An 11,973-nucleotide genomic window follows, 5' to 3' on the forward strand; every position below is an offset into this window, starting at 1 on the left:
AGTTATGTACATGCTTGTAATCAAAAGCGGCTTCGGCCAGTCTAACACCAGTTCTTTGGTATTTATGATGCAGAAAGGATGTAAATTCCATAAACTATAAAACCTAAAAACTAAATTATTACTTTTGCAGCTGAAAAAAACATATTTCAAGTGGCTTTAATAAAATCAATTTCAGGAATCAGAGGTACAATCGGGGGGCAAGCCGGCGACGCGCTCACGCCCGTTGATGTTGTAAAGTTCGCTGCCGCGTTCGGTACGTGGGTATTGCAGACTACTGGTAATAATACAATAGTGGTTGGCCGCGATGCGCGCATCTCGGGCGATATGGTGAATAAGCTGGTATGTGCGACCTTGCAAGGCTTGGGTATAAATGTTGTTGACCTAGGATTGTCCACCACGCCTACAGTGGAGATGGCCGTACCGGATTACAAAGCTGGAGGCGGCATTATTTTAACGGCTAGCCATAACCCGAAGCAGTGGAACGCCCTGAAACTTCTCAATCAGAAAGGCGAGTTTATATCGGATGTGGAAGGCAAACTGGTGTTGGAACTGGCCGAGAAAGAAGCTTTCAACTTTGCTGAAGTAACGGCACTGGGCAACTACACGACTGACGATACTTACTTTAAAAAGCACATTGATGCCATTTTGGCCCTGCCGCTGGTTGATGTGGAGGCTATTAAGGCCAAAGACTTCAGTGTAGCGATTGACTGCGTGAACTCCACCGGAGGTATAGCGATACCGATGCTGTTGGAAGCGTTGGGTGTAAATAAAATAGAAAAGCTGTTCTGTGAGCCGGACGGTCACTTCCCGCATAACCCGGAGCCCCTGCCAGAAAACCTGCGCGAGATTTCCCGCGTGATCGAGAAAGGCAAATTTGACTTAGGCATTGTGGTAGACCCAGATGTGGACAGACTGGCCCTAATCAACGAAGACGGTAGCATGTTCGGCGAGGAGTATACCTTGGTAGCTGTGGCCGATTACGTGCTCAAAAACCAAGTAGGCAACACTGTGTCGAACCTGTCATCAACCAGAGCCCTGCGCGACGTGACCGAGAAGGCAGGTGGTAGTTATTATGCTGCTGCCGTGGGCGAGGTGAACGTGGTAAATATGATGAAAGCGGAGAATGCGATCATCGGCGGAGAGGGCAATGGTGGTATCATCTACCCAGAGTTGCACTACGGCCGCGACGCTCTTGTAGGTGTGGCTTTGTTCTTGACGCATTTGGCCAAGTCAGGTATAAGCATGACACGCCTGCGTGCCAGCTATCCGAACTATTATATTTCTAAGAACAAGATCGAGCTGACACCTGACATCAACGTAGATGATGTGTTGGTACAGATGCAGGAGCGTTACGCAAAACAGCCGATCAATACGATTGACGGCGTGAAGATTGAGTTTGACAAAGAGTGGGTGCACTTGCGCAAGTCCAACACCGAGCCGATCATACGCATTTATGCAGAGTCGGAAAGTAACGCCACAGCCGAGCATTTGGCCAATAAGATCATTGATGACATCAAAGAGATCATCTCGACCAAAGCGTAATGTGTTGTTGCTGTAGCATATTATAACTAGCAATCAGAGGTTGCGCCAGAGGAGAAATGAAGTCTTTTTCTCTCTTGGCGCAACTTTTTTTTATACTTTAGTAGTTCGTTTAAAGAGAATCCAATACAAAATATCATGCGTGTTTATTTAGATAATGCAGCTACCACCCCTCTTGACAAGGAGGTTTTTGATGCCATGGCTCCTTTTATGCTTGAGCATTTCGGCAACCCATCGTCCATTCATTCGCATGGGCGGGAGGTAAGGTCTGCCATCGAAAAAGCCCGCCGCACGGTAGCTGCTTTGCTGAACACGTCGCCTGCCGAGATCTTTTTCACATCGGGTGGTACAGAGGCTGACAACTCAGCTATCGTTTGTACTTGTCGCTCATTGGATATCAAGCATGCCGTGACCACTAAGTTAGAGCACCACGCAGTGCTGCATACCATGGAGATGCTCGATAAGAAAGGCGAAATGCAGGTCAGCTACCTGCGCCACGACGAACGCGGCAACCTCGATCTAGAACATTTGGAAGAGATTCTTTCTAACCAGCCGCGCACGCTGGTTTCTATTATGCATGCCAATAATGAGATCGGCACGCTGAATGACATTGAAAAGATCGGAGAAATCTGCAGAAAACACGACGCCATTTTTCATTCGGATACGGTGCAGACGATGGGCCATTACAAGCACGATGTACAGAAACTGGGTGCTAATTTTATAATTGGCTCTGCACACAAGTTTCATGGACCAAAAGGAGTCGGCTTTCTGTATTGCGATGCTGGCACCAAGATACAGCCGTTGATTCAAGGTGGCGCGCAGGAGCGCAACATGCGTGGTGGCACCGAAAACGTGTATGGCATTATCGGTCTGGCAAAGGCGCTGGAGATTGCCTACCGCGATATGGAAGAGCATCAGAAGCATATGCAAGGCTTAAAAGATCGCATGATCCACAAACTGCGCGAACAGATGGAAGATGTGAGCTTCAATGGTATGTCCGAGTATGGAGACAAAAGCCTTTACACGGTACTGAACGTGAGTCTGCCAGCTTCTGACATCAATGAAATGCTGTTGTTCAGTCTGGACATTGCCAAGATTTCGGCTTCGGGCGGTAGCGCCTGCAGCAGCGGTGCCAACGCTGGCTCGCATGTGCTGCGTGCTTTGGGCGTTGATCCAAGCCGTGGTTCGGTGCGCTTCTCGTTCAGCAAGTATAACACGGAGGCTGAGATCGACTACGTGGCCGAAACACTTGCCAAAATGTATAAAAAACAGCTGGCCTAGGTATAGCCAAGCTTTATTAATATTATAAAAAGGCTTCAGCAGAAATGTTGGAGCCTTTCTTTATCAACAAAAATCAAGGTATAGCAATGAGAAGTATAGGTGTTTTTTGTGGAGCCAATGCAGGTATAAACTCTGTTTATGGCGAAGCCGCAGTACTGCTTGGCGAACTGATGGCTGTGCAAGGTATAAAACTAGTGTATGGCGGCGGCAACGTCGGATTGATGGGGGTGATAGCCGATGCCGTATTAGCCTGCCAAGGTGTAGGTATCGGTGTGATTCCGCAGAGTTTGGTGGATCGTGAAGTTGCTCACAAAGGACTGCAGGAACTAGTGGTAGTAGAAACCATGCACGAGCGTAAGGCTATTATGGCCGCCCGTTCAGATGCCTTCATCGCCATGCCCGGCGGCTTTGGTACGTTCGACGAAATCTGTGAGATCATCACTTGGAACCAGTTAGGTATTATTAAAAAGCCTGTCGCCTTTTACAATATCAATGGCTATTGGGACAAGTTCATCGAGATGATCGACCATACCGTGTCAGAAGGCTTTGTGAAGTTCGATCAGCGCGAGAACCTGATCATAGAAAGCGACCCGGAAGTGCTATTGCAGAAAATCAGAACCTACGCCGACGCCACTTCTGATTACTGGGTAGATTTTAAGAGAATATAAATTGATTTGAAGATTTGGAAATTTGAAGATGTGGAGAGGATTTCCTGAGTCAATTATTTGATTTTCAATTCAATTTCATAGGATGAAGGTATTAAATTGTCATTCTTAGCACAATGAAAACGAGAGCGCCGCTGCATGACTGTAGCGGCGCTCTCGTTCTATACCTGTAGAGACATCCTCAAATCTCCACATCTTCAAATTTAAAAAACCTAATGTTGCAGAATCAGATCTTTCACGGCTTGCACCCAAGTATCGTTTGAGTTCAGGCTTTCTACCAACTGCCACTTATCACCGCCGGCGTGCTCGAACATCTCCTTAAATTCTTCGCCTACCTCAATGGTCGTTTCAAGGCAGTCCGCTACAAAGGCAGGGCTATAGGCCAGTACTTTTTTGATTCCTTTTGCTGGCAGTGTTTTCAGCACCTCGTCGGTATACGGCTGTAGCCACGGGTCTTTCAGGAGCCTAGACTGGAAAGTAACAGTGTACTGGTCTTCGCGCAGACCAAGCTTTTCGGCCAGTAGCCTGGAAGTGGCAAAGCAGGCGGCGCGGTAGCAGTATTTGTTGCGCTTGTTGTAACTGTTGCAGCAGGCTCCCAACTGGCAGTAGCCTTTGTCACTGCCTTTCAGTACTTGTCGCTCTGGCAGACCGTGGTAGCTGAAGATCACATGGTCGTAATCATCCTGCGCCATGTGCTGCTTACCCAATTCTGCAAAAGCATTGATAAAGCCGGGGTCATCACAAAAAGAGGAGATAAAGTTAATGCTAGGTATAACCCACCATTCTCGCACGATCTCCATCACTTTATCCTGCACCGAGCCGGTAGAAGCAGCGGCATACTGTGGGAATAGCGGGAGCACGATAATGCGGTCCACGCTCTTCTCTCGCAACTCTTCCAAGGCGCTGGCGATGCTGGGGCTCTGGTAGCGCATACCAAAGGCCACATGATAGCCGGAGCCCAGCGCCTCCTGCAGCTTTTTCTGCAAGTCCAGTCCGTGAAATAGCAGGGGAGAGCCACGTTCTGTCCAAAGCTGTTTGTATACCTTGGCAGATTTTGGGGCCCTGAAAGGTGCGATCACGCCATTCACCAAGGCAAATCGGCCTACGGGATTAATATCGATCACACGCCTGTCCAGCAGGAATTCGCGCAGGTATTTTCTTACGTCAGGTGTGTTGGGAGTGTCTGGTGTCCCTAGATTCACCAATAACACGCCTATCTTACTATTTGCCTTCTTACTCATTCAACTTTAAAGGTTTATCGCTTGCAAAGATACAAAGTATAATAATGTTGGGTGTAAGGAATAAGCAAGGATAAAGATGATGTTCATCACCTCTTATTTGCCTTGGGCCTTCTGCTGTATAAGCTTGCAGAGCCTCGAAATGTTCTGCCAGCAGGCTGGTAAACTTAACATCATTAGCCTAATTCACTCATTTTCATAGCCTCTCATTCCGAAATCTTTACGGTAAGGTGACGGAAACCGTAAAAAAAGAAGTAATTTTGCAACCTCAAATTTTTAAGTATGTCTCAAGCTCCGCACAAAGCCGGTTTTGTAAGTATAGTAGGGAAACCGAATGTGGGCAAGTCCACGCTCATGAACGCCCTCGTAGGCGAGAAGCTTTCTATTATTACTTCCAAGGCGCAGACCACGCGCCACCGCATCATGGGTATCCTGAACGGAGACGATTTCCAGATCGTGTATTCTGACACGCCTGGCATCATCAAGCCGCAGTATGCGCTGCACGAGTCGATGATGAGTTTTGTGCGCACTTCGCTGGAGGACGCCGACATTATCCTGTTCGTGACCGACATTTATGAAAAGCACGACGAAGACGATGTGATCAAGCGTCTGCAACATGCTGAAGTGCCGATTCTGTTGCTCATTAACAAGATAGATCAGGCTACAGAGGAAGAAGTGAATGAGAAAGTGGCCTATTGGCAGGAGAAGATGAACCCTACCGAGATCCATCCGATTTCGGCCCTGCATAATTTCGGAGTAGAGCAACTGTTCAACCGTTTGATGGCTTTGTTACCCGAGCATCCGGCTTTTTATCCGAAAGATGAACTGACTGACAAGCCCGAGCGTTTCTTTGTGTCGGAGATCATCCGCGAGAAGATTTTCCTCAACTATAAAAAGGAAATCCCATACAGCTGCGAAGTGGTAGTAGAGGAGTTTAAGGAGGAAGAGGACATCATCCGTATCCGTGCCGAGATCAGTGTGGAGCGCAAGAGCCAGAAAGGCATTGTGATTGGCCACAAAGGTGAGGCGCTGAAAAAAGTAGGCACGCAGGCACGCCTGGATATGGAGCAGTTTTTCCAGAAAAAGATATTTCTTGATTTATACGTGCGCGTGAACGAGAACTGGCGAACCGACCAGAAGCTGTTACGCCGATTCGGCTACAGTGAGTAGCGCACTATTAAAGCTTCGGGGCAAGGTGCTCCGAGGGCACTTTAACTATTTTATTTTTATTAGATGTCAACCAACATCATTGCAATCGTAGGCCGCCCGAACGTGGGCAAGTCTACACTTTTTAACCGCCTTGTAGGGCGCCGCCAAGCCATTATGGACAATGAGAGCGGCGTAACCCGCGACCGTAGCTACGGGCACGGCGACTGGACCGGCAAGTATTACACTGTGATCGACACAGGTGGCTATGTGCACGGATCCGACGATATTTTTGAAGGAGAGATCAACAAACAGGTAGAGCTAGCCATTAAAGAGGCCGATGTGATCCTGTTTATGGTAGACGTGGAGGCCGGCCTAACCGGACTGGACGAAGAGTTCGCCAACGTACTGCGCCGCACCGACAAGCCTATTTATGTGGTAGCCAACAAAGCCGATACCAATTCTCGTGCACACCAGATGGGAGAATTCTACTCGTTAGGTGTAGGTATAGACATTTTTCCGGTTTCGTCGCAAAGCGGATCCGGTACAGGTGATCTGCTGGATGAGGTGGTGAAGCACTTCAAAACGGAAGGTACAGAAGACCCGGATGCAGGTATACCTAGACTTGCGGTGCTGGGCCGTCCGAACGTGGGTAAGTCCTCTTTCGTGAACATGTTGTTAGGTGTGGAGCGTAACATCGTAACGGATATTGCCGGTACAACCCGCGATGCCATCGACTCGCGCTACAATGCCTTTGGCAAAGAGTTTATCATTGTTGATACAGCTGGTCTGCGCCGCAAGAGCAAGGTGAGCGAAGACATTGAGTTCTATTCCGTGATGCGCTCAGTGCGTGCCTTGGAGGATGCCGATGTTTGTATCGTGATGCTGGATGCCACCCGTGGTATCGAATCGCAGGACGTGAACATTATCTCGCTGGCCGAGAAGAACCGCAAAGGCATCGTGATTCTGGTGAACAAATGGGATTTGGTAGAGAAAGAAACAAACACGACTAAGGAGTTTGAAGAAAAGATACTGGAGGCGATTGCGCCGATCAAGTATGTGCCAATCATCTTTACTTCGGTAGTAACAAAGCAGCGTGTGCACAAGGCTGTTGAGACAGCGATGGAGGTATACGAACAGAAAACGCGTAAAATCTCTACTTCAAAATTGAATGATAAGATCCTGCCGGATATTGAGCGTTATCCGCCACCGTCTGTAAAAGGTAAGTTCATCAAGATCAAGTATGTGACGCAGCTGCCGACGCACAACCCAACATTTGCGTTCTTCTGCAACTTGCCGCAGTACGTAAAAGAGCCTTATACGCGCTACTTAGAAAACAGCATTCGTAAGCATTTTGGCTTCGAGGGGGTGCCGATTAAAGTATTGTTCAAGAAAAAATAAAAGCTTCTATATCAGTATATTCAGATATAGTGTTATATTTGAAGCTTCATTTTATACAAAACACAAAACATCATGAAAAAAGTATTCGGTTTACTATTCGTTGCGGGTCTTTTCACATTCGCTTCATGCAACAACACTGAAGAAACTGCAACTGAAGTTGAGACTACTGAGACAGTAGAGGAAGTAGAAGTTGAAACTGAAATGGAAGTAGATACTACTGCCACTATGGATACTACTACTGTTCAGTAATTAAAACAGTACCAGTACTACCAGTTTAAGGCTGGACCATAAAAAAAGCACTCCTCGGAGTGCTTTTTTTATATAGGGTAAAACCTATACCTAGTAGGTGCGTATTGCAAGGAGCTTATTTCTCACCTTAACCAAAACGACAATGAAAAAGCCCTTATTCATGATTCTTGCAGCCGGCCTGTTCATGTTCTCATTTGCCTCATGCGACTCGCGCGAAGAGAACAGACAAGAGCGTATGGAAGACAGAGCCGACGAAGTAGGCGACGACTTGGAAGAAGCCGCTGAAGAAACGGAAGACGAAGCAGAAGAAGTGGTTCAATAATATATTGAGAGCACACAGAGATGGCAGGTCCTTTACGGGGCCTGCCATTTTTTTATACCTATACCTGATAGAGCTAAGGCCCTAGGCGCTTTTGGATCATGCTGTTCACGAGCGCGAAAAGTCGCTTCGGCGTATAGGTTCGCCAATGCAGGTCATCGAGGGTGCCACCCGAGTTGATGTAAGAATCAATGTTGTAGCCGCGCATTTCGCTGAGCACAAAGTCCCGGAAACTGATGGCCGCGATCCAGCCTTCCTCTACATCCTCAAACCATTCTTCGTAGTAGTCATCCTCAGAGCCATGGAAGTTGAACACGTTCTCGCCGATCAGGATGAAGTGTTTTATCCCTTCTTGCACCAGTGGGTCGATGATGTTGCGCTTCAGCTTCATAATGTCGTTGTTCAGCGCGTCATTCCACTCGCCTATAAACTCAATCACAGCATAACTGAGGTCATAGTCAGCGTAAAGTATTTTGATGTAAAGCGTCTCAGAATCGATGTCGTCCCACTGCGGATGAATGTAGTAGCCATAAATAGTATGGGTATAATGTGTCAGGCTGTTCTCAGCCCCATAAAGCGGAGAGCGAGGGTCGTCGGCGGCAGAATAAAGCTCCAGCCAATTGTAAAAGGGTTCAATGGTATGCATACGTTAGTCAATTCGGCTGCCTGTCTATTCTAGCAGGGCGGCTTTTGTCTGTCTACTTAAAGAATGTGGGCAAAGTTGGCTATATTTAAGGAAGAAACACGATGCCATCCAACTCTGTTGCGCTGATTCAGGTATAAGCGGATACAAATTGCAGACTTTACATGCTAAGAGCAAAACGAACACGTTATAACAGAACACGTTCTATCTGAAAACACCACCCATTTTATGCAGTTCACATTACGCCTCCAATTTCTAAAGAGTATAACCTCCTTTTTACTTTTGCTGGCATTGCTCAGCTTTGGCCATCAGGCGCTTGCCAAGGCCGATTACGTAAAGGACTACCATCCGCGCATCAACAAGGCGGAAATAATGGTGATGGCACAAGACTATGCAGGGGCGCTCGATCTTTACCAAAATGCCTTTGCGGCAGTGCCTCGTGGTTTTGCCCGTGATTATTACAATGCGGCTGTCTGTGCCACGCTGACCGAAAACGAGAAGCAAGCCATTAACTACCTCGAAAAACTGGTAGAGACTGGTGTTAGTTTGGAGTATCTGGAAAGTCAGGAAGTGTTTGCCCCTCTGCAGGAGTACAAGGGCTGGAAGAAGTTTGTGAGAAAGTACCCGAAGCGGCGCAAGGCGTTCCGGGAGAAAACGAACCTTGACCTACGTGCCGACCTAGATGAACTCTGGGCTCGCGACCAGTTCTTCCGGCAGGCGAAAGGTGGACTGCGTGTGCATGGCGACACGATCAAAAAGATAGAGGCTGATAACGTGAAAAAGCTGTTGGCATGGATAAGTCAGCACGGCTACCCGGGAGAAAAGCTAATCGGAGTGGCCGACACGATTGAGCAGCTGCCACGTTTCAGCATTGTGATACAACGTCAGACAGTGGCCCGCAATGGCTTCGATTTCACACCCGTGCTAACCAAGGCGGTGCATGAGGGTAAGCTGGATCCGCATGCAGCAGCTTACCTCATGGACCAGCAACAAGGCAGGAACCTATACCGCTCTAAAGTGCTGGCCAAGGTGAACTGCAACAATCCCAAAGAGTGCGCCGACGACGAGGAGTTGGGTGATCTCAGCAATCGCTACCTCACACAGAAAATAAGCGAAGAGGATGAGGCGAAAGCCAATGAACTGCGTGCCGCGCTTGGATTGGAGCCCGTAGCTGACTACCGCGAGAAAATGCGCTATGCTATGCAAGACCCTCGCTTCAAGCTAGGTTACGATTGGGCTGTGACCAACTATAGAGTGCCAAGCAAGGAGGCCGCTAAAGTATTGGTAGAAAGCATGGCGGCAATAGAATAATAGACTAGAAGCGGGCCGGATAAGAAAAAGGGCATGCTTGGGATAAACCGAGCATGCCCTTTATATTGATATCAGTTACAGCTATACGTTGTTGCCGTTATTATTGCGGTAGGCCTCTATGGCTGCTCGCACACTGCCGTATTTCTGAAGCAAGGCGGCAGCTTCGGGCTTTGCCAGTTGGAGCTCCTCCATCAGCATACGGGTGCCGCGTTCTACCAGCTTGGTATTCGAAAGCTGCATATCCACCATTTTGTTGCCTTTCACATGGCCCAGTTGGATCATGGTCGTAGTGGTGAGCATGTTGAGCACCAGTTTTTGAGCGGTGCCGGCCTTCATGCGGGTGCTGCCGGTTACAAACTCAGGTCCCGTGATCACCTCCACCGGATAGTCGGCTACGGCGGCTACGGCACTGTTGGCATTGCACACGATACAGCCAGTGGCTATACCTTGGCGGCGGCAAGCTTCCAGTCCGCCCACCACATAAGGGGTGCTGCCCGATGCCGCTATACCTACCACCATGTCCTTGTCAGTGATGTTATGCTCCTGCAGGTCTTTCCAAGCCTGTGCGGTGTCGTCTTCAGCAAACTCTACGGCTTTGCGGATGGCAGTATCGCCACCGGCGATAATACCGATTACCATACCATGGGGCACCCCATAGGTGGGAGGGCACTCTGATGCGTCTACAATTCCGAGCCGACCACTCGTGCCTGCCCCGATGTAAAACAGTCGGCCTCCTTGGCGAAGTCGCTCAACGGTGACATTTACCAAGGCTTCTATGTGCGGAATGGCCCGCTCTACTGCCAGCGGTACGCTCTTATCCTCTTGGTTGATGTTCTCCAAGAGTTCACGCACGGGCATTTGCTCGAGGCTATCGTAATGTGAGTCGGATTCGGTTGAAGACACTGTTATATGGTCAAAAAATTAATATTCAGTTATACGTGAGACTTAAGCGTTCTGCATTTTCAGGAGCTCCTGATGGTACTTAATCAGGCCTTCGCTCGGGCTGGAAATGATCACGCCTATGTGACAACCATACTTTTTGGCTACCAGCTTCAGGGTATCGGAAAAGTGAAACGCAATGGAGCCTACAAAGTTTACGGGTAATTCACCGAAGCCCTCGTACTTGCTCACGTGGCGCTCAAAAAACTCCTCAAAGTTCTCGTAAATCATTTCCTTGATCACCGGATTCTTGCGCTTCTCGTGCATGAACTTGGCAAAAGTAGCCAAGTACTGGCTCGGGATAGCAGAACCGTACACTGCATCCAGTATACCGTCTTTGGTCAGGTTATACCTGTTTTTGAGCGAGGTTGCCAGCTCTTCCGGAAGCTCGCGGTACATGTAGGCTTTGATCAGGAGTTTGCCCAAGTAGGCGCCGCTTCCTTCATCTCCCATCAGGAAACCCAATGAAGTCACGTTGTCGATGATATTCCTGCCATCGTAGAGGCAGGAGTTAGAACCAGTGCCCAGAATGCAGGCAATGCCCGGCTTGTGGCCGCACAGCGCGCGTGCCGCAGCCAGCAGATCGTGGTCTACATAGTTCGGCACGTTCGGGAAGGCGCGGCTCAGGGCGTCTTCCACGCGCTTGTTGCGCTCCGGGGAGCTGCAGCCAGCACCGTAATAATAGATGGCGCTGATGTTCTTCTCTTTCAGCTGGGGTAGAAGCTCTGTAGCGAATATGAGGTAAATCTGATCTGTATCGAGATACTGGGGGTTGATGCCGGTGGTATTTACCTGTTCATACTCCTTGTCGGCATCAATTATGCGCCAATCCGTTTTGGTAGAGCCGCTGTCAGCTATCAGAATCATAGTAATGGTATTTATAGTTAATCAGAAGTCCGCTTTGCCGGAGCCGCGGCTTTCTAAGTTTCATTTTCGGTATACTGAGTTTTTGACCTGTCCGATCACATCAAATTTGTCAAACACATATTCGGTGTGTGGCGCGTCCTTGAGTTCTTCGGTCAGGTCCTGCCCAGCCCAGTGCTCGTAGTGGTTTCCCGTGCGCCACAGTCTCGACTTTCTCACGTCGTAAATCAGCCCTTTATAAGCCACCCACACCTCATCACGATCCTGACCGTTGCGGAGGGCGAGCTGTTGCAGGGTGTATTCAGGGAGATTTTCTTCCATTTTTTCGGGCTCTTTGAGGCCCCGGATTGCAAAAATAATAAAATGCGCTGTTGATAT

13 protein-coding genes are annotated in these 11,973 nt (G+C 48.6%); 8 read left to right on the top strand and 5 right to left on the bottom strand.

The genetic code is table 11. The features are described from left to right. Positions 1–150 precede the first annotated feature (150 nt). The 3 genes from glmM to Q1A04_RS18395 all read left to right on the top strand — a co-directional run bounded on the left by glmM (position 151) and on the right by Q1A04_RS18395 (position 3,488). Positions 151–1,542, top strand: a complete 1,392-nt coding sequence (gene glmM, locus Q1A04_RS18385) for a phosphoglucosamine mutase (RefSeq protein ID WP_299709072.1) — start codon at positions 151–153, stop codon at positions 1,540–1,542. Between the two features lie 135 nt (positions 1,543–1,677). Continuing rightward, the gene (locus Q1A04_RS18390; RefSeq protein WP_299709075.1) at positions 1,678–2,820 is read left to right on the top strand and encodes a cysteine desulfurase family protein; all 1,143 of its coding nucleotides are present in this window, start codon (positions 1,678–1,680) and stop codon (positions 2,818–2,820) included. Between the two features lie 86 nt (positions 2,821–2,906). After that, positions 2,907–3,488 (top strand): TIGR00730 family Rossman fold protein, encoded by a 582-nt coding sequence (locus Q1A04_RS18395; RefSeq protein ID WP_299709078.1) that lies wholly within the window; start codon positions 2,907–2,909, stop codon positions 3,486–3,488. A 209-nt stretch (positions 3,489–3,697) separates the two neighbouring features. On the opposite strand, the gene hemH is transcribed toward Q1A04_RS18395, so the two are convergent. Beyond that, positions 3,698–4,726: a ferrochelatase gene (hemH, locus tag Q1A04_RS18400; RefSeq protein WP_299709081.1), complete on the bottom strand. Its 1,029-nt coding sequence runs from the start codon at positions 4,724–4,726 to the stop codon at positions 3,698–3,700. A gap of 279 nt (positions 4,727–5,005) precedes the next feature. Between hemH and era the strand changes: the two genes are divergently transcribed. The 4 genes from era (at position 5,006) to Q1A04_RS18420 (ending at position 7,841) form a co-directional block, all read left to right on the top strand. Further along, a complete protein-coding gene (gene era / locus Q1A04_RS18405; RefSeq protein ID WP_299709084.1) occupies positions 5,006–5,893 on the top strand; it encodes a GTPase Era in 888 nt (295 codons plus the stop codon). 63 nt (positions 5,894–5,956) lie between these two features. Next, on the top strand, positions 5,957–7,270 hold the full coding sequence (der, locus tag Q1A04_RS18410; RefSeq protein WP_299709087.1) for a ribosome biogenesis GTPase Der: 1,314 nt from the start codon (positions 5,957–5,959) through the stop codon (positions 7,268–7,270). A 72-nt stretch (positions 7,271–7,342) separates the two neighbouring features. Continuing rightward, positions 7,343–7,519, top strand: coding sequence for a hypothetical protein (locus tag Q1A04_RS18415; RefSeq protein ID WP_299709090.1), 177 nt, complete (start codon positions 7,343–7,345; stop codon positions 7,517–7,519). A 142-nt stretch (positions 7,520–7,661) separates the two neighbouring features. Continuing rightward, the gene (locus Q1A04_RS18420; RefSeq protein ID WP_299709093.1) at positions 7,662–7,841 is read left to right on the top strand and encodes a hypothetical protein; all 180 of its coding nucleotides are present in this window, start codon (positions 7,662–7,664) and stop codon (positions 7,839–7,841) included. A 73-nt stretch (positions 7,842–7,914) separates the two neighbouring features. On the opposite strand, the gene Q1A04_RS18425 is transcribed toward Q1A04_RS18420, so the two are convergent. Continuing rightward, on the bottom strand, positions 7,915–8,484 hold the full coding sequence (locus Q1A04_RS18425) for a hypothetical protein (protein ID WP_299709095.1): 570 nt from the start codon (positions 8,482–8,484) through the stop codon (positions 7,915–7,917). A 225-nt stretch (positions 8,485–8,709) separates the two neighbouring features. On the opposite strand from Q1A04_RS18425, the gene Q1A04_RS18430 reads away from it, so the two are divergent. After that, entirely contained in the window at positions 8,710–9,792 is a 1,083-nt protein-coding gene (locus Q1A04_RS18430; protein WP_299709098.1) for a hypothetical protein, read from the top strand. 81 nt (positions 9,793–9,873) lie between these two features. Here Q1A04_RS18430 and murQ read toward each other — a convergent pair whose 3' ends face one another. From murQ to Q1A04_RS18445, 3 genes are read right to left on the bottom strand one after another with little or no spacing between them, the layout of a single operon-like run. Then, positions 9,874–10,695: an N-acetylmuramic acid 6-phosphate etherase gene (murQ, locus tag Q1A04_RS18435; RefSeq protein WP_299709101.1), complete on the bottom strand. Its 822-nt coding sequence runs from the start codon at positions 10,693–10,695 to the stop codon at positions 9,874–9,876. Positions 10,696–10,737: 42 nt separating this feature from the next. Continuing rightward, positions 10,738–11,598 carry a hypothetical protein gene (locus tag Q1A04_RS18440; RefSeq protein WP_299709104.1) on the bottom strand — a complete coding sequence of 287 codons (861 nt, stop codon included), beginning with the start codon at positions 11,596–11,598 and terminating at the stop codon, positions 10,738–10,740. Positions 11,599–11,658: 60 nt separating this feature from the next. Further along, positions 11,659–11,916, bottom strand: a complete 258-nt coding sequence (locus Q1A04_RS18445; RefSeq protein ID WP_299709107.1) for a cytochrome b5 domain-containing protein — start codon at positions 11,914–11,916, stop codon at positions 11,659–11,661. Positions 11,917–11,973: the final 57 nt, after the last annotated feature.

Source organism: uncultured Pontibacter sp. (assembly GCF_947499215.1).
Lineage (GTDB): Bacteria > Bacteroidota > Bacteroidia > Cytophagales > Hymenobacteraceae > Pontibacter.